At 57.8% G+C, this 19118-nt stretch carries 14 protein-coding genes; 3 read left to right on the top strand and 11 right to left on the bottom strand.

The genetic code is table 11. The annotated features are described in order from the left end of the window. Positions 1–28: 28 nt before the first annotated feature. The 6 genes from QNM96_RS16425 to QNM96_RS16400 form a co-directional block, all read right to left on the bottom strand. A complete protein-coding gene (locus tag QNM96_RS16425) occupies positions 29–1585 on the bottom strand; it encodes a glycoside hydrolase family 28 protein (RefSeq protein ID WP_283837698.1) in 1557 nt (518 codons plus the stop codon). Between the two features lie 97 nt (positions 1586–1682). Beyond that, positions 1683–1913 carry a hypothetical protein gene (locus QNM96_RS16420; protein WP_283837697.1) on the bottom strand — a complete coding sequence of 77 codons (231 nt, stop codon included), beginning with the start codon at positions 1911–1913 and terminating at the stop codon, positions 1683–1685. Between the two features lie 708 nt (positions 1914–2621). Further along, positions 2622–4817: an ABC transporter ATP-binding protein gene (locus tag QNM96_RS16415; RefSeq protein ID WP_283837696.1), complete on the bottom strand. Its 2196-nt coding sequence runs from the start codon at positions 4815–4817 to the stop codon at positions 2622–2624. A gap of 31 nt (positions 4818–4848) precedes the next feature. Beyond that, complete coding sequence (locus tag QNM96_RS16410; protein ID WP_283837863.1) at positions 4849–5826, bottom strand: ABC transporter permease; 978 nt, start codon at positions 5824–5826, stop codon at positions 4849–4851. Positions 5827–5923: 97 nt separating this feature from the next. Next, a complete protein-coding gene (locus tag QNM96_RS16405) occupies positions 5924–6919 on the bottom strand; it encodes an ABC transporter permease (RefSeq protein WP_283837694.1) in 996 nt (331 codons plus the stop codon). 146 nt (positions 6920–7065) lie between these two features. Further along, entirely contained in the window at positions 7066–8886 is a 1821-nt protein-coding gene (locus QNM96_RS16400) for an ABC transporter substrate-binding protein (protein WP_283837692.1), read from the bottom strand. A 178-nt stretch (positions 8887–9064) separates the two neighbouring features. Between QNM96_RS16400 and QNM96_RS16395 the strand changes: the two genes are divergently transcribed. Continuing rightward, the gene (locus tag QNM96_RS16395) at positions 9065–9280 is read left to right on the top strand and encodes a hypothetical protein (protein WP_283837691.1); all 216 of its coding nucleotides are present in this window, start codon (positions 9065–9067) and stop codon (positions 9278–9280) included. Between the two features lie 123 nt (positions 9281–9403). Here the strand turns inward: QNM96_RS16395 and QNM96_RS16390 are convergent, their stop codons facing one another. The 3 genes from QNM96_RS16390 to QNM96_RS16380 form a co-directional block, all read right to left on the bottom strand. Next, the gene (locus QNM96_RS16390) at positions 9404–10420 is read right to left on the bottom strand and encodes a Gfo/Idh/MocA family oxidoreductase (RefSeq protein WP_283837689.1); all 1017 of its coding nucleotides are present in this window, start codon (positions 10418–10420) and stop codon (positions 9404–9406) included. Between the two features lie 821 nt (positions 10421–11241). Beyond that, positions 11242–12084, bottom strand: coding sequence for an NAD(P)-dependent oxidoreductase (locus QNM96_RS16385; protein ID WP_283837688.1), 843 nt, complete (start codon positions 12082–12084; stop codon positions 11242–11244). A 152-nt stretch (positions 12085–12236) separates the two neighbouring features. Next, positions 12237–13622, bottom strand: coding sequence for a pectate lyase (locus tag QNM96_RS16380; protein ID WP_283837687.1), 1386 nt, complete (start codon positions 13620–13622; stop codon positions 12237–12239). Positions 13623–13795: 173 nt separating this feature from the next. Here QNM96_RS16380 and QNM96_RS16375 point away from each other — a divergent pair, with 173 nt between their 5' ends. Both QNM96_RS16375 and QNM96_RS16370 read left to right on the top strand, forming a co-directional pair. Continuing rightward, positions 13796–14878 carry an LLM class flavin-dependent oxidoreductase gene (locus QNM96_RS16375; RefSeq protein ID WP_283837685.1) on the top strand — a complete coding sequence of 361 codons (1083 nt, stop codon included), beginning with the start codon at positions 13796–13798 and terminating at the stop codon, positions 14876–14878. Positions 14879–15521: 643 nt separating this feature from the next. Further along, positions 15522–16967, top strand: coding sequence for an MATE family efflux transporter (locus tag QNM96_RS16370; protein WP_283837684.1), 1446 nt, complete (start codon positions 15522–15524; stop codon positions 16965–16967). Between the two features lie 273 nt (positions 16968–17240). Here QNM96_RS16370 and QNM96_RS16365 read toward each other — a convergent pair whose 3' ends face one another. Together QNM96_RS16365 and QNM96_RS16360 are read right to left on the bottom strand one after the other, a co-directional pair. Continuing rightward, the gene (locus QNM96_RS16365) at positions 17241–17696 is read right to left on the bottom strand and encodes a universal stress protein (RefSeq protein WP_283837683.1); all 456 of its coding nucleotides are present in this window, start codon (positions 17694–17696) and stop codon (positions 17241–17243) included. A gap of 206 nt (positions 17697–17902) precedes the next feature. Beyond that, positions 17903–18730, bottom strand: a complete 828-nt coding sequence (locus tag QNM96_RS16360; protein WP_283837681.1) for an SDR family oxidoreductase — start codon at positions 18728–18730, stop codon at positions 17903–17905. Positions 18731–19118: the final 388 nt, after the last annotated feature.

Raw genomic sequence — 19118 nt, 5'->3', positions numbered from 1 at the left:
GCGCTTAAACGCTTCGCCGTTCGAGCACCTATTCGAAGACGACCGCATCACACTCCGTCCCAATATCGATCGTTTCCCGAAGATCGCCGTAATTGCCGACGAGCGAGAGCCTGCGGCTAGCAGGACCAGCCACTTCGAGAAACCGCCGGTCCTCAGGCGGTGGCGAACAGCCCCGAACTCGCGTTTCTTCGACGTTATCGAGTTCGATGAGCGGGCCGTCGGTCGCTCCCGCTCGCTCGACCTCGAGGCCATCGATCGACACCAGATTGGTTTCCTCGAACCGTAGCGCCGGGTCGTCCGGAACTCGGAGGCGAACGTCGGTAAACGACACGTCTCGCATCGATTTACAGAAGAAACCGTGTCGCTGGTCGTAGTCGTACGCCATCGCGGGATCGAGATCGGTTGCCTCGAGCGACCGCGTCGCGTCGATATGGACGTCGTCGAACGTGATGCCCTCGAAACGTCGCTCCGGAAGCCCGGCGAAGAATCCGGCGGATTCGACGTCTCGGGCGCTGATGTTGTGGAAGTGGACGTTCCTGACCATCGGCGTTCCTTCGTCGATCGGCTCCGGATCGCTGTCGATCGGGGTGAAATAGTACCCGTTGATGACAAACGGACAGGCAACCTGTCGCATGACGATCGTATCGAAGCGGAGATCCTCGACCACGCCGCCGCGACCCCGTTGGGACTTGATTCGAATCCCTCGATCGGTATCGGTAAACGTACAGTTCGACACGGTCACGTTGCGGACGTCGCCGGCGGTTTCGCTTCCGATTACGACCCCGCCGTGACCGTGTTTGACCGTGCAGTTAGTAATCGTGATGTTCTCCGCCGGCTCGCCCACCGCACGCCCCTGTTCGTCCTTCCCCGATTTGAGACAGATCGCGTCGTCACCGGCGTTGATGAACGTATCACTGACCCGAACGTTTCTCGAGGAGTCGATGTCGATCCCATCGCCGTTCGGTGCGTCCGCGGGGTTCACTATCCGCACGTCGGTTATCGTCACGTCTTCGGAGTAGACGACGTGCGTGTTCCAGAACGGCGAGTTTCGAAGCGTTACGCCGGAGACGCTAACGTTCTCCGAATCGTAGATCTGGAGTAACGGCGGTCGGAGCGTGAACGAACTCACACCGTCCCGAAGTTCGTTTCGCTTGTCGAACTCCTCGACGCGTTCTTCGAGGTCGTCGGGGTACGCTGATCGGGGCAGATCTCTGTACTGCCACCAGTGTTCGCCCGAGCCGTCTATCACGCCCCGTCCGGTTATCTCGACGCTCGAGGCGTTGTCGACGAACAGACACGGATGGAAGCCGAACTGATCCCATCCCTCCCAGCGACTTTCGACGGTCGGGAAGGCAGTGTGGTCCTTGACGAATCGAAGCGTTGCGCCGTTTTCAACGTGTAACGATGTCCTATCACCGACGCGAAGCGGTCCTGTCAGGTACTCTCCCGGTGGAACGCGAACCGTTCCGCCCGACTCGGCGCAGTCGTCGAGTGCGGTCTGTATCGCGTCGGTATCTCGAGTCTCGCCGTCTCCCGTCGCGCCGAACTCGCGAATATCGGAGTGACTGGTCTGAATTTCGGGCATCGTTCGGTTATTTTTGAGTGAGGTCATAAACGTTGTGTCGAGCGGAACCTGCCTGTGGGTGTCTGCGCTCGATTACGACGATTGTACTCGATCGAAGTTATTTCCTGGACCGCCAGATCAGGCCATACGCAGTGAACCCGACGAACGCCAATCCTGCCCCCCAGATCGGTAACAGACCGGCCAGAACGCCGGTTTGCATGATAAAACCGATCAGTATGAGCAACACTCCGACCATGGCGAGCGTCAGCGTGACCGAATTGAGAACGGTTCGTACACCTTCGCTCAGGCTTCCGATTACGCCGGAGTCATCAACTGTGTCGATCGTCATATCCCAAAGAAGGCCGTCGGTGGACATAAAACATTCCCAAACTGCCGGTCGCGGGGATGGGGCACTCGCCGATACTAATGGGTCATTCGGTCCGTTCATCACGCAGATCCAAGTTATGTGTTCCCAAGGAGCGAACGTGTAGCACAAGTTTGCCGATGCACACGACGAGAGACGTATTGCCAATTATTCGACTCTCTTTCTATTGACGTTGTTTGCGGTGGTTACAGTCCTTCGACTCTCGTTCGCTTTTCGCTTTTCGTGTTCCCGACAGCCGAACCACTCGCCCCAATTATTTACAATAGTATGATCGTAACAGAATTCGAGTTTGCTCGAGCAGACTCGAGTTGGGCCGACGTTTCTGAGCGGTGTGACTCACGCAGGCCCCAAACACCGCTGTCTCTGGATCTATGACTCCCATTGATACTGTACGATTCAGATTCAGCCATCGTTACCGGAATGTAAAACCTCGAGTGTGTTGGCAGAGAATTCTGCTCTCGGGAACAGTAGAATGTAACGGCATTATGCCATCGCCTTCTGCCCATCGGACTGCCCAGTGAGGTGGCAGTAGTCTGGATCGGCGTTCTCCAGTCGGTGCTATTTTGTCGTCCGGAGAAACGTACGAACTCGATACTCACCGCTCGCTATCGTGAGTAATCGGTCGTCAAAAACGCAACTCAGGGTCGGGTCTGATACGGGCTGAAAACCGCGTCAGTCCTCGACGATGGACTCGCTCGTCCAGTACTCGTGGTTTTCCTGGGCGCGGAAACACGCGGCTCGTTGATGCGTTTCGTCCGTACCCGAGTCGACCATCTCCGGTTCGACTTCGCGACAGACGTCCCTTGCTTCGGGACAGCGCGTGTGGTACCGGCAGCCGGACGGCGGGTCCGTCGGATCCGGGATATCGATCTTTCGCATCGGGGAGTCGTCCGTTCGATCAGTTTCGGTCAGCAACTCCGGTGTCGCCCAGCAAAGCGCCCGCGTGTAGGGGTGTTGGGGATCGTTGATGATCCGTTCCGGCGTCCCGATTTCGACGAGCTTTCCCAGATAGACGACCCCGATCAGTCCGTCGGTTTTTTCGGTGATGTATCGGGCATTGGCTAAATCGTGCGAAATGAACAGGTATGAGGTATCGAACATGTCCTGGAGCTCGAGCATCAGATCCATCATCTCGACGCGCAAGGAGACGTCCAGAGCGCTTACGGGCTCGTCCGCGAGGATGACGTCCGGATTCATTAACATTGCACGGATCAGCGCAACTCGCTGTTGTTCACCGCCGCTCAACTGGTGTGGATACCGCTCGATATAATCCTCCGGCGGCGACATCCCAACATGCTTGAGCATGCTGAGGATCCGTTGGCGACGATCGTTCCCGTCGAGGTCGTCATACCATCTGACGAGCGGTTCCTCGAGACTCGAGAACACTTTTCGGTAGGAGTTCAATGCGTTCCCGGGATCCTGGTGAACGATCTGAAGGGACTGACGGATGTCCTCGAACGGAATGTCGCCGCCGGTTTCCTTCGCTTCCCAGACGTCCTGTCCCCGGTACTCGACGCGTCCGGCTGTCGGACGCTCGAGTCCGACCGCCGCCTTACCGAGCGTCGTCTTGCCGCACCCGCTCTCCCCGACGAGGACGACGACATCGTTTTCGTAGATGTCGAACGAAATGCCGTCGACTGCCCGAACCGTTTCCGGATCGGTGAACAGGTTCAATAATCCCTCGTCCTGGGTCGCTTCGAAGTGGACTTCGACGTCGTCCAACGAGAGGACTGGGTTCTCGCCCGCCCACCGAGGGCGCGTCTCCGGTGTTTGTACCGATATCGGTTGATCGGAATCTGGGCTCCCTGTCTCAGTTCCCGACCCGTCGTTCGGCATCGGCACCGCTTCGCTTGCCTCCTCCCAGTAATGACAGTGAACGTCGTGATCCGTATCGACGATGTACGGACCAGGATCTTCTACTTCGCAGCGCTGGTCTGCCATCGGACACCGCGAATGGTACGAACAACCCGAAATCTCGTTTACCGGATCGGGAGCGCTCCCTTCGATCGGCCGCATTTCGTCGACGGGTGCGGTGAGATTCGGGGTTGACTTGAGTAGCGCTCGAGTGTACGGATGGGCCGCCTCCTCGAGCAGTTCGTTCGCGGGACCGATCTCGATGAACTCGAACGCGTAGAGCACGCCGATCCGATCGGCGAGGTCGACGACCAGCGGGAGATCGTGCGTGATGAAGACGATAGTCAGGTCGTACTTCTCCTTAATATCCTCGATGAGCGAGATGATCGACCGCTGCATCAACAGATCGAGCGCCGCCGTCGGCTCGTCCATCACGAGCACCTCCGGCTCGAGGACGAGACTCAGTGCGATCAACACGCGCTGTTTCATCCCCCCGCTGAGTTCGTGGGGATAGGACCTGAGCACCCGCTCCGGGTCCATGTACAGATCCGAGAGGATCGTGCGTGCTCGCTCCATCCCCTCGGAAACGGTGTCTCCGTGTGCAGTGAGCGTCTCCACGAAGTGGGTGTTGATTTTTCGAACGGGGTTGAACGAACTCATGGCTCCCTGAAACACCATCGCAATCTCTTCCCAGCGGAACTGGTTGAGCTCGCTTTTCGTGAGGCCCAGAACGTCGACTTCCCCGCCGCTGTCGGGATAGTAGGAAATCTCTCCGCTGAGCGTCCCCGGGTCGACGATCGCGTCGAGAAAGGCTGAGGCGAACATCGACTTTCCGCTGCCGCTTTCGCCGACGACGCCGAGTATCTCGTTTCGTTCGATATCGATGCTGACGTCGTCGAGGACTCGCGATTCACCGCGGTCCATTCCAAACTTGACGGTGGCGTTTCGTACCTCGAGTATCGGGTCGGTGATCGACGCGTCTCGATCGTCGTTCGATACGGCCTGTTCCGTCATACTGCGTTCGTTTCGAGCCATTGTTGTAATTTTAGACTTGTTTCATCATTCCGGTGTTGTCCGCCTCGACATCCTCGCTTCCTTCGGCTTCGGCCTCCCCGTTCCGGTGTCGGGCTCTGACACGCGGGTTGAACACGCGGTCGAGCGACTGTCCGAGCAGTATCAGCCCGACCGAGATCCCGATAATTGCGATCATCGGAATGAGTAGCCAGTGGAGGGCCCCCGGTCGGTAGTGTGCACCAGCGTCGTAGGCCAGATACAGCGTGATTCCCCAGTTTTGGTCCTCAAACGGGAGGACCCCGAGGAAGTACAACCCGACCGCCGAAAAGATGATGTTCCGGGTGGCGTTCATCATGTTGATGACGATGTACGGCATGAGTCGCGGAAGGATATCCTTCCGAATGATTCGCGAGGTCGAGACGTCCATCGCCCGTGCAGCTTCGGTGAACGATTCCCTCCGCATGGTGAGAACCTGTGATCGAATCGCCCTCGCGAGGCCAGCCCACGCCGCGATGCTCAACAGAATGCCGACCAGTACCGGATTCCGCGGCTCGAACATGACCGCGAGTACGATAACGAGTGGGAGGCCGGGAATATTGATGAACACGTCCGTAATCGAACTCAACACCGTGTCGGTTATCCCACCCTTGTACCCCGCGATCGTGCCGAAGACTGTCCCCACTGTGACCGTAAACAGTCCCCCGGATGCCATCATGATGAGGATCGGCCGAGTCGAATGGATCGTATCCGCGAACAGATCACGGCCCATCCGATCCGTTCCGAACGGGTGCTCCCACGTTTCGAACGGTTGGATAAACGCCGAACCGTCCAAGTTTGTGGTCGGTTCAACGAGGAAAACGCCGACCGTTCCGACAAAGACGTACAACGCGATGATCGCCAGCCCGATGCGCGCTCGCCAGTCGTCCCAGATTATCGAGAACGGTGCATAGACGTAATTCTCGTAGCGTTTTCTGTATCGATCTCGCCGCGTTTCTTCGATATCGGAAATCGTCTCGAACGGGGAGTTGACACTTCCGCCGTCTGCGGCTTTTGGCTGTCCATCGCCGTCTGCGGCTTTGGGCTGTCCGTCGCCGTCCGTTGGCCCTCTAGAGTCCTTCACTCTTCCCACCTCCTGCGCGTGGATCGATCTTCGAATACGTCAGATCCGCGATCAGCAAGGCGATGACGACGGCGATCGTGATGATCGTAAACGCACCCAGCATGAGCGGGTAATCGCGTTGATTGACCGCTGACATCATGTAGTATCCGACACCCCGATAGGCGAAGACCTCCTCGAGGATGATCGACCCGCCGAACATGCTCCCGATGCTGATCATCAGTCCGGTGTACATCGGAAGGATCGCGTTTCGAGCGACGTATTGGATCGCAATCGTCGAGTCGGGAAGTCCCCTGAGCCGTGCAACGCGGAGGTAATCCTCCCCCAGCACTCGGATACTGTTTCCGCGCATACTCAACGACGCGGCCCCCGAGACAACCAGCATAGATATCACCGGTAACGCCGCGTGGTGAATCACCCCGCGTATATACGTCCAATTGAAGCCGGGTTCGACTCCAGTTGGTTGTCGGCCACCGGTCGGAAAGATCCCGTATCGGTACCCGAGAAACACCAGTAGCAAGATCGCGAGAACGTAGAACGGAACGGACCCCATAACCGTCGCGTAACCGGTCAGGCCCAGATCCAACCTGCCGCCTTCCCAGTAGGCCATCAACGCCCCGAGCGTAATGCCGAGAAAGAAGCTAATGAACGCCGCCCAACTCAACACGAACAGCGTCCACGGGAGCGCGGTCGCGAGCACCTCTACGACCGGTCGGTCGTAGTACATCGAGTGCCCGAGGTCACCCTGTATCATCGATCCGACGTAGTTCACGTAGGCGATCGGAATCGGCTCTTCGGGATCGATATTAAGCCGAAGCTCGACCAGATATCGCGCCTGCGTGGGGGAGATCCCCTGTTCCTCGAGTTCTACGATCATCGCTGACATCGGATTTCCCGGCATCAGTCGCACGAGCAGAAATGAGATCGTTATGACACCCCACACTGTAAACAGTGCCTGTCCTATCCGTCGAACTCTCCAATCCATGCGTAAATTACTACTCTCGCTAACCACTATAAATGTGTGGGTTCCTCACACACCACAAATGATAGCGGGCCATTCTGTGCGAAAGTGCGTCTCTCGAGGAATTCCTCGATTCGCCTTGCCCTCGAGTCTGTTCCCGTTGTGATTCGTTACGGTTCACTCCAGCTCAGGCCCTCGTCCGTAATCGAGGGAGCGTCGTAGAGTACCGTATCGAGGCCGTGTTTGATCCCGTGTTCGGCTTCGAGCTCCCAACCGTGTCCCGTATTGATCACGCCGTTCGAGGGTTCGACGCCCATCTCGACCTGCGGAATGTGTTGGTTCCATGCCCACATGAGTTCGCGGTGATACTGGTCGTCGTCGGTGATGCGCCACTCGGTGAGGTGATCCTCAATAGTTATCGTTTCCTCGCCGTCCGCCCCCGACGGATCGCCGACAGGCATCGGCACGGTCATCTCCGGACTGTGGTGGGTGAGATCGCTGATCCAATCCCAGAGATCGAGCGACCACATCTCTGAAATACTGTCCGCGGACGACCCGTCCGGGATGATATCGTACTCGCCTGCCATCCGCCGTTCGTCGAGCGTCGCGTCGTCGACCTCTTCCTGTTGGGTCTGGATTCCGAACTCCTCGAGGTTTGCGATGAGCGTCTGGATGACGACGTTATCGACACCGGTCAGGATCGTAATCTCGAACTCTTCGTCGTTGGGCGTGTACCAGGTGTCGTCTTCCAGCGAATACCCTTCTCCCTCGAGCAGTTCGGTCGCTCTGTCGGTATCGTTTTGCCCGTACTCGGTAAAGTCGCCGACGTCTACTTCGCCTTCGTCGATAGCGCCGTGTGGAACGCGACACGGTGGATGTTCGAAGACCTCGACCTCGGTGTCTTCGGCCAGCGTCCGTAGCCCTTCTTTGTCGAAGACGTGAGCGATCGCCTGTCGAGTTTCGGGGGTATCGAACGGCGTGTCCCACACGTCGACGTCGTACCCGCAGTTGAACGTGATCAGATTGTTGTGTGCCATATCCTCCGAGATCAGTTCCGAACCTTCCGGCATCTGTTCTTGCAGATCTGGGGAGACCGGCCAGCCGCTGTGTGAGGCGTCGATGTTCCCCTGTAGGTACGCTTGAATCGGGTCTTCGAAGTGATGGATCGAGAATTCGTTGAAGTCGACGTTGTCCGCGTTCGGATGGTCCTCGTATAACTCACAGACGATCTCGTCGTCGCCGATTTCGCTCACCTCGAAGGGGCCGTTTCCGATCGGATCGTCGGTTAGCTCCGGGTGCGGGGTCGTAATGACTTCTTCGATTGCATCCATGCGCTCGCTATCGTCACCGTCGACGATCTGGTCGTGCCACTCGCTCCACTGCTCGTCGTCGTGTTTCGTGAATACGCCGTGATCGGCGTCACCAGGCGGCGTCGCCAGCGCGTTGATCGCGGCGAAGTGTTCGGATAGCGGATCGCGAAGCGAGAGGCGAGCGAAGTGATCGTCGACCACTTCAATATCCTGGACGAACGGGCCTGCGTCTTGCTCTTCGTCGTCTCCCACTTCCCCCTCGCTGATGAGTGCGTTGTTGATCTCCACCTGCGTGACCCAGTCGTCGATGACGAAGGCGTCGCCGTTTTGCCAGGTCCAGTCGTCCCGAATCTCGACTTCCAGCGTGTCGTCGTCGGGCTTGCTGTAGTCTTCGACGATCACCGGATAGATCTCGTCGGCCGGTGCCGAATAGATCGCCATCTTGTCGAACACCATTCGCCCGGGATGCCACGCGGCGGACCCGGTCGGATTAAACGGGTTGAAATGTCTGTCCTCCGGTGCTGCGTAGTCTCGGTCGTCGGTGCGGAGCCGATCACCGTCTACGTCTCCCATTCCGTCACCACCCATGCACCCCGCTACCATCGCCGTCGTTCCGAGCGCGCTGAGGCTGAGGAACTTCCGCCGCGTTGCTCCCGCAACACGATTGTTATCACTTGTCATTCCGTCTATTCATCTGCGGTCATTTATGATAAATATTTCGGTGGTGGTTACAATCCGAACCTCCAAAGCGGTAATTTCTCGTTCGTGAGTGCTCGAGACCCTATTCAAGCAATCATCCTCTGATTGAGTGTGCTCACGGAGTGGTAATTTTTATACTATATTGTCGCCAACCTATCGTATGACACTGATGCAATCGGTCTGCAAGACGATGATCACTCTCGACATATTATTCGCTCTCTTGCTGGCGTTTTCCTATCCCCACTTAGATCCCGGTAGCGGCTCCTATGTCGTCGCTCAATTGACGCTCGTTCCCGTCCTTCTCACGTTCTGTGTGAGCTGTCTTATCCTCTATTTCGAGTGGGACCCGTTCGCCCAGTCCCCGACGGAAGTGTAGCCAAATCTCGTTCCCAACCGCGAAATGAGCGATAGGTACCGACTCGAGACCGAGCGTCGTTTGTCGTCTCGAGACGCGTGTTCACCCGATCCGATGGGGATTCCCGGTGTTCACATCGGAAATTTACCGGTATTCCTCACGAATGGTAGCAACGTCGATCCATTCTTCCCGATCCGCTGCTGCCTGGATCGCAAACACGACATCGTGCGGTTTTCGAGCCGCTGATATCGGAATCATCGGTTCTCTATTTTCGTGTATCGCCTGCACGAAATCTCGAACCTGTCCGAGGTGTTCCGCTCCCAGGTAAAACTCCTTCGGCGTCTCGGCTCCCGCGCCCTCGAGGGTTTCGAACGCTTCGAGTTCGTTCTGACGCCACCGGAGCGTTCCCTCGGTTCCGTGCAACTCGAGGGTTATCGGCTCCTGTGGATACATCGCGGTCGTGGCGGTAATCTGCCCGTATCCCCCGTTCGATAATTCGACGCTCGCGACGGCGGTATCGGGGACCTCGATGTCGTGTTGGATCGTATCAGTCGTGGCGGCAACCCGGTCGATGCCGCCGGTCGTCCACTGGAGGAGGTCGATTCCGTGAAGTGCCTGCGTGAGAAGGATTCCGCCGTCGAGATCCTCCGTTCCGTGCCAGTTCACGTCCTCGTAGTACGACTCTCCTCGGTCCCACTTCACCTGTACGTTGCCGAGAACGATCTCTCCCAAACGTCCCGCTCTCGTTGCGTCGCGAGCAAGCCGCGGGCCGCCGAACGTTCGCCGTTGCAACACGCATCCGAACGTAATTCCCTCGCGTTCGACGGTATCTGCGATTCGGGCAACGCGTTCCGGCGTTACCTCAAGTGGCTTTTCACAGAGGATATCGACACCTTCGCCGGCCAGCGCGGTCACGATCTCTGCGTGTGTTCCGTTCGGTGTACAGATGCTGACTGCATCCAATCGCTCATCGACGACCATCTCGAGTGGGTCCTCGTACCACGTCGTTCCGTATTGCGTCGCGAACGCACGGGCGGTTTCATCGTCGATGTCTGCACAGGAGACGAGAGTTGCCCCGTCGGTTTTCGCGACGGCATCGGCGTGGTTCGTCCCCATCCCGGCACACCCGACGATCCCGTATCGAAGTTCTGTAGCTACCATTCCTCGTTTAGTAGCCTGTGGGGTGGATGTATATTTGTTTTGGTAACCCACACCACGCCCGGCGTCGGGCCAAAGAGTTCGACTGATCGAATGGTGGTCCGATCCACGAACCTATGTGTCGTCTCGAGTGTATCGCGGTCGGCGATTCCGACAGTGGGTTCGGTTTCTTCGAGGGTTATTTTACGTTCTGCAGTCGGGAACGCATGATTTACCGGGGAAGAATCCACACTTCGCTATGATAGACATTAGTATCTAAACAAGCTATCGCAAATACTCGACCGAATGGGGTAAATGTAAATATCTCTCGTATACCACTTGTAGTTCCTCTCCTAATTGCGTTCGGTACATCCGATCATTTAGTTCTCATCGTGGACGAACCCTCACCGATCGACAGATCATGCTATCCTGTTACATCTGTATGTGTGTAATGGGATTGTGCTCGCGTCCCCGTCTCACGTGGTTAGTTTCGTGAGACTGAGAACGTTCCTCACCTTCGATTCCGTCATTTACGGTTTTACATCCCCATGAGAAACGTTCTTCGCACCGAACTCGCGGTATCTGGTCTGTCGCTGTATACGTATCGACTGCAGGTTGATTCCGGAAAAGTCGACAAGCACCGGCCGCGCTGTCCATTGCATGCGTTCAACTGTCTCGCTATTGTTATCTATCGGATAGGTTCGTTCTTCCTAGGGGAACGGAAAATCACGGAACAGGTCGACACCAGCGGCCTCCCGCTCTCGGAACGCACCGAACACTCGTGGCTACGGTCTCATGCTTCGTGCTTTCGAAATGATTTTCGAACGAATCGTGTGTCTCCTCCCCTACTCCGGAGGTGCATTCCACGATTCGCCGTTATCCTGCGGTTCGTACCCGATTCTCTCTCGAGCGTTTTCGATGCTGTACCAACGTCGTTCGTTGTCGCTGACGCCGTTGAAAATTTCGAATCCGGTACCCGAATCCTGCAAACAGCAGTCGATCATGTGCGCGAAATCGCGTCGGGACTGCCACATCGCTTTCATCCGCCCGACCTGGTGGGCGTACTCATCGCTGTTCCGATCGAATTTACCGTCGTCGACACCTGCTTCTGCGTCGCCGTAGGGGTGGTCGTACTCCGGCATTCGAACGCTACAGATGCGGATGGCGTGGAACCGCTTCGGGTACTCGAAGTTCTCAACGTAGTACCGCCCGATATCCTCGCCGAAACTCTTCGAGACGCCGTAATAGGAGTCGGGTCGAACGGGATCGCCGGCCGAGAGCCGAAACGGGACATCGGTTCCGGTGTACAGCTCGGGAGCGTTCTCGACTTCGTACATTCCCATAACGTGATTCGTCGAACCGAAGACGACCGTCTCGAGTTCGTGTGTTCGGGCGGCCTCAAGGGCATTTACCATGCCGAGAATGTTCGGCTCCAGAATGTCAGTCCACGTCCCGTCCGTATAGGGGTATCCGGCCAGATGGATCATCGCGTCCTGTCCGTCGCTTGCCGATTCGACCGCCTCACCGTCGGCGATGTCGGCGACAACGGTCTCGTAGCCGCCGTACTCGTGATCGTCCGGCCGATCCGAGCGGTTCAGGTGGGTAAATTCGTACGCTGGATCGTCGTGTAGGTGATCGATAAGTGCGGTTCCACACCGGCCGTACGTCCCAGTCAGTAACACGTCCATATGATGGTAATTGCGACAGCTCACCATATAGACTGGGGCTTCATGCACACCGCCGCACGGCCAGGACCGTTCGAGCCCTTCTACCGCTCGACGCCTTCACAAAACCCTGCACTCGAGTTCGTTGAGGTTCTCGAGCGTGTGGTCTGGGGTGGCTAGTTCGGAGCTGTTTCGCCGGGGAGTTCGACGGCTCGAGTGTGTTGTTGGAGCCACGCGGTGAAATCGTTGGGATCGGACGGAATGGATAACTCTCGTTCGGTTTCGGGGAGGTTCGGATAGCCGCCAACCTCATCTTGACTGTCGATGTGGGTTCCCCCTCTCTCGATCGTGTGTTCGACGATGCGTTCGTCGATCGGCGTCCGTTGTGCGGGCCGGGCCCCCACGGTGTTTAACTGCTGCCCGAACGGGTCCTGGACGGGAGTTAATCCGTCGGGCCAAAGGGGTGGCTCGTCGTGTACTTCTATGATCCCGTCGTCGACCGCATCGTCGTCGAGTAGCTGGAACGAATCTTCTACGTCGTTGTCCGAAACGTGGAGGTCGATCGGCGTCTCGTCTCCGGTATAGATGAACGGGAAGCTGAAGTCCGATTCGTCGCCGGATCGAAACGCGTTCGCGACGAAACTCGTCCGGGCCGACGGATCGTCGATACCGCCGCCGATTCGGTTTGCGGCTTCGACATTGTACGTGACGTTGCTGGCGACGACGGTCGAGGTCCCGCCTTTGAGTCGGACGTTTCGACGCCAGTTGTTAGCGTAGAGGTTCCCGAGAATCGCGGTCGTTTCCGCCTCGTTGCCGACGAGCGTTCCATACGCACGCTGGTCGTCGCCGTCGTCTCTGACGACGCCCGTCGTGTCCTTCAGCCCTTCTCCGTTGATGTTATTGCTGAACGTGATGTCCGCACTCGCCGATCCCGCGTTGACGGACATGTTTTCTTCCGAACCCCACGAGACCGAACAGTGATCGAAAATCACGTTGTGGCCGTCGTCTCCGACGACCATCGAATCGGCGGGCTCGCCGTATTCGATATCGGTTCCGGGACGCGAACGGATATGTTGGACGAGCATATTTTCCTCGTCGAACTCGACTCCCGGGCCACTCGTTCGAGTGATCGTTATTCCCGGATCCGGAGCGGTCTGGCCCGCGACGAACAGATCCGGTTCCTCAGCCTCGATGTCTTGCTGTTGCATATCGATGACGCCGCCGACCTCGAAGACCACGATTCGGGGTCCGTCGACGTCTTCGACCGCGTGCTTGAACGAACCCGGTCCACCCGCCTTGAGGTTCGTCACGCGGACGACCTGGAGCGGCCTGTCAGTCAGCCAGTCGGTCGACGCCCAGCCGTCAGCGGGTGCGATTCCGGAGCCCGGTGAGTTGGCTCCGGGGTCTTCCGTCAGTTCGATCTCGCTCGGTTCCGCACTTGCACTCCCGATGCTACCGAGTGCAGTCGCCGTGAGAAGTCCACCGCTCAGTGCGAGGACACGACGGCGTCCCGTCCCGGCGTTGTCGGTACCACTGTTACAGTTGTTGTCATGATCTCTCATGTGGATCACTCTACAACTAACCAATACTAATAATTATCGGTATTGTTGCGGGCGAAATGATGTGTTCTAACGGGATGAGTGCTGGACGGGACCGCTTCGAACGCCCCCTCCCTTCCCCAGCCATTCCGCTTATGGGCACAACTATAACTGCAGACAGTGGGACATCGTACGTGATGGTCGAAACCGAATCAAACAGTCTTCAGTTCGGGTGCCAACTGGTCAGCTACGACGACGTTCACGGAACGATCCAAGATGCGGTTCGGGCGGAAGCGGCCGGCTTCGATATCATCACGGTACCGGACCACCTGTTTCATCCCACCGGATCAGAGCACTACCTCGTCGACCCGCCGTGGGAAGCCTTCACCGTATTGGGTGCGATCGCACAGCACACGGACGACGCGACGTTGCTGCCGGCGGTAACCGACTCCGTTCGCCGACACCCAACGGAGTTAGCCCATGCGACGGCAACGCTCGATCGGCTGACGAACGGCCGTGCGGGCTTCGGAATCGGGGCCGGTGAGGCGTTCAATTTCGAACCGATCGAAGATGTCGATTGGACCGATCCGTTCACCAGATTCACCGAAACGCTCGAAATCGTCGACGGACTCTGGAACTCGCGGGCCGACGAGCCGTTTTCGTTCAACGGGGAGTTCTTCACACTCGAGGACGCACACATGGGATTCGAACCGGTTCAGGAGCCGCGCCCGCCGATCTGGGTCGGGGGTTACGGGCCGAGTATGCGCGGGGTTACCGGTGCACTGGCCGACGGGTGGATTCCCTGGATCCACGCCCCTGACCAGTACGAGGCCGACCTCGAGCGGATCCTTACTGTTATGGATGATCGCGGGCGAGACCCCAACGCGATCGATCGGGCGGTGATGATTCCGACGACCGTCTCCGAGGATCACGAGGCGGCTCGGCGACTCGCGATCGAGCGCAACCGGACGAGTCTCGCTTTGCGCCCGCAACTGCTGACGAAGATGGGGTACGAAGCCATAGCGAACGATACGCCAGTTATGTTCGACATGTCCTTCGATCGGGAGCAAAAACGAAAGCTGGACGCCGCGGCGCGCCGGATTCCCGACGAAGCGGTCGATAGGGTCACCGCTTCTGGCGATCCCGAGCGGGTGATCGACCAGCTCGAGTCGTTCGTGGACGCCGGTGTCGACCACGTCGTTCTTATTCCCGTGGGGGATTTCGACGAAACCGTTTCACACTATGAGGAAACGATTATTCCCCATTTCAAAACGGCATAATCAATACTCCCTCCCGTGCGTTTCGGTCTAAACTCGGTATGATCCGGGTTCCGATACACGAGCGGATCCGATCGCCGACACGCGATCGGTTCTCCCTCAGCTGCTGTCACGACCGTCCTCAATGCGATCCGCTCCCCGGTGCCCCGTGCCGGCCGTCGTCGCTCTGACCGTCCGTACGCTCCGTTCTCGAACTCGAGGGCAACTGTAGCGACATCCTCGCACGTTATCTTGGAGAGCGTCGTGCCCTGGTCGTGTCGACGCGTGTGTGCAGGATGGCGGACAGGTACTGACCGCATCGAGGCCTTCGTTCTCGAAAAGTGTTTTTTGGCCGGCGTATCCGGTTGTACCGTACGCCGATTCGAACGCGTCGATCAAGGGCTGACTCGTGGTCACACCCGCGACGAGTTCGGTATTCGCGATAGAATCGAGACAACCAGCGTGGTTCGTTTTCGACCCTGAGACGCCGAAAATTCCGCGTCTGACCGTCTTCATACTGAACAAACAGATGCGATGTCCTCTCAGTGTTCTCCGTTCGATTCTAGCGAGCACCTCCGGCCGTCAGGTCCGATTCCCGTGCTCGAGGAACCCTTTGCCGGGTAACAAACACCCTTTGAATACAACGCGAAAGGATCTCAAACACTTCGTGTCACGGTACCCAAACCCATTTCGTCTCACGATACTGTACATCGGCCTCAGTCTCGCGTATCTGGGGTTGATAGACCGCGAGCGGGCTATTCAGGCGACCGTTCTCGCGTGGCCACGAATCGTCACCGGGATCGCCCGAATGTCGAAAAACGCGGTCGATGTCGCGATGGTCGGCGTCGCGGTCGGAACGTCCGCCGTCGCCGGAGTCGGTTTTGCAGGGCCGTTTTGGGGGCTCGCCTTCGCGATCGGTGGCGGGGTCGCCGGCGGGACCCTCGCACTGGTCTCACAGCGATACGGTGCCGAGGCGTACGAGGAACTCGGCCTCGCGGTTCGCTCGAGCACGCTCTTCGTCGTCGCGATCAGTATCCCAATTGCGGGGGTCTTCTGGCTCTTTCCGTACGAATTTATTACCCTGCTCAGTAGCAACGAACGGGCAATCGAGTACGGCGGCACGTACCTGCAGGTCGTCGGGCTCGGGATCCCGTTTGCCGGGCTCAACCTCGTCGGAAGTCGAACGCTCGTCGGTGCGGACGACGCCTACACCGCGATGCAAGTCCGAGCAGGCGGTGCCGTCCTAAACATTGTCCTGAACGCGGTCTTCATTTTCGGCGTCGGCTGGGGTGTCGCCGGCGCTGCACTCGGGACCGTCCTTTCGAACGTCGCAATTGCCGTCGTCTTCGCGATCGGTATCGTCCGCGGTCGATTCCCGGGTATCGGCGAGTTCCCGGTCCGGGTCGATCCGCTCGGAACGTACGTCGATCCCGATACGCTCCGTGATATCACGCAGATCGGTCTGCCCATCGGAGCCCGAAACCTCGTTTGGACCGTCGCCGAGTTCCCGATGCTCACGATCCTCGATGTCTTCGGCGAAACGACCGTCGCCGCATTCGTTATCGCCCGTCGAGTCTGGGGCCTGATGAACACGCCGGGATGGGGCTTCGGACTGGCATCCTCGAGTCTCGTCGGGCAAGCTCTCGGGCGGAACAACGAGCGATTGGCAGAGGCGTACGGTCGCGATATTATTCGGTTTTCGGTCGCCACGTACGCTGTCTCTGCAGTTCTCATCGCGGTGTTCGCCGAACAGATCGTCGTGCTCTTCGCGGACGATCCGACGAGCGCCGAAATCCCTATCGCGACGAACCTCGTCTACGCGGCCTGCGTCGCGGTTCTCTTTCAGGGGGTGACGGCCGCCGCCGCCGGCCCGCTCGACGCCAGCGGGGATACTCGGATCCCCTTCGTCAGCCAATCCATCGGCGTCTTCGGCGGCGCGATCCCGTTGGCGTATCTCGGTGCAACGACGAGCCTCGGATACTGGGGACTGTACCTCTCGTTCGTCGCCGAGAAGAGTGTCCCCGCGGCGATCAACTACTGGCGGTTTCGGACGAACAAGTGGAAGTCCATCAGCGAAGAGTATCGCCCAGACACGACTGCCGCCGACGATTAAGCGGATTAGCGCCGGGGTTCCCGAAGGGACTAGACGGTCAGGAACCGATTGCAATTTACGATCTCGTACGTTGATCGTCGTAGTAACAGTTTAGTTATCGTCGATCGTAGCCGTCTCCATGGAGTACATCTGTCCCCATTGCACCGAACTCGTCACGGTAGGCCGTCGCCCCTCGAGTTGTTCACACTGCGGCCACGTTCCGAATCAGGGAGCTGATTAACAGTTCGAGCGTGGACTCTCCCAAATTCAAGGCGAACGGGACCTGCTGTTGGATTAATTTTCGCTACAGACGAACGTGACTGGACACGGAGCGGACAGAAGCACCGTTTGTGCGGTTGAACCGAAAAGCGCCTTCCCGACCGGTGAACGTGTTCGGCCTGCGACGATAACCCGATCCGCCTCGAAGGCTGTCGCTTGATCGACGATCATCTCTCCGTGTTCTCCGACCGATCCTCGAATTTCGTACTCGATATCGGCCTCCTCGAAGCCGGATGTAAAATCCTGAACCCCGGCGTACCGGTCGGCGACCCGATCAGCGTCGACCGATTCATCGCTCGTGTCGAGATTGAGTTGCTCGAGAACGTCTTCGTACTCGTCTTCGGTGAACACGTGCGAAAGAATAACGGTCGCACCGGTCGGTTTCGCAACCTCGAGAACCGTTTCGAGAATCTCATCAGCGCGATCGATATCGTTCGGTCCGACTGCTAACAGGATTCGTTCGAGCGTCATCGTGTCACAGTGGATCAGCCGATGTCTTAACTGTACTGGAACCTTGATTTTCAGCTCGTTCACCGGTGTTACTCGAGCGTTCGGTAGTTCCGAAACGATGGGCGCTCACTATCTGCCGACTGTCAGTGTTACCACCGCGCTCGAGGCAGGAAATACGGTATTACGGGCCCGAACTGTTGGTTACACTTCGACAGTCGTCGTCTCAATCACACGATCTGGTATCCGCCATCGGCGTACAGCAGATGGCCGGTGACGTACGACGCATCGTCGGCGGCCAAAAACAGGTACGATCCGGCCATCTCTTCCGGCGAGCCCATTCGCCCCATCGGTATCACAGGGTCTCGTTCCCGCCCCGAAACTTCCGGTATCTCCATTTCGTCGTGAATAAACTGGTCATCGACGTGGCGCTCTGGTTCGGGGTTTCCACTTCCGAAGGTGGTTTCGATGATTCCCGGCGCAACGGCGTTGACCCGTATATCGTGGCTGGCCAACTCGAGGGCAGCGACTCGAGTGAGCATCATGACCGCACCTTTCGAGGCATCGTACATCGCGTGACCGGTCTGGGCGTACTCCGAACTGATCGAGGCCGTGTTGATAATCGAGCCGGGATCCTCCCTCGAGAGCATGTCTCTGGCGGCTGCTCGACAGCCAGCGAAGACGCCGCGAACGTTGATTCCGAAGACCTGATCGAACGATTCGACGTCGGTCTCGAGCAGCGATGCGTGCCGATAGATGCCGGCGTTGTTGACCATCACGTCGACGCCGCCGAACTCGCGAGCGGCTTCGATGACGGAGACGATTTCGGTCGGACTCGAGACATCCGTTTCGACGAATGTTGCACGGCCGCCGCCGTCTTCGATCAGTTCGGCCGTCGGAGCCGATTCGGCCTTTTCTTTTGGCTCTTCGCGGATATCCGCGACAATAACCGTCGCACCGGCGTCCCCGAACCGCCGTGCGACCGCTCGACCGATCCCCGACGTTGCGCCCGTCACGATTACAGTCTCGTCCGTAAAGTCGTAGCTAATCTGACCCATACACTGACTGTACCGTTGCGTTATTTAGGCTTTCCGACGGATCGATTGCTCCGGTTGAAATGTGGCATAATAACGGATATTAGTTTAGAAGTATATACACAATATTGTACGGATAGTTTATCGGGTCTTCGTCGGCGGTCACGTGGGTGATCTCCTTTCCCTTAATTTCTGTTTCCTTCCTTTCCGTCTCCTGTATTTCGGCTATACTATCATATTAGACATCCTAATACACTTTTCGGGCCGATACTTCGTACTCCGATACCGCCGTAGATTCTCTCTCGCAACCATTCGACTGCACATTCGTATAAATTATTCTTATCTGTTTGTTCACTGTTTTCGAAAGTAATCTATAGCAAGTTCTATTTTTCAACCGAAAACAAATTAACCG

It is taken from the genome of Halostagnicola sp. A-GB9-2 (genome assembly GCF_030068615.1).
In the GTDB taxonomy this organism is placed as follows: domain Archaea; phylum Halobacteriota; class Halobacteria; order Halobacteriales; family Natrialbaceae; genus Halostagnicola.
Note: the sequence above shows the minus strand (reverse complement) of the source record. Positions and strands in the feature narration are given on the sequence as shown.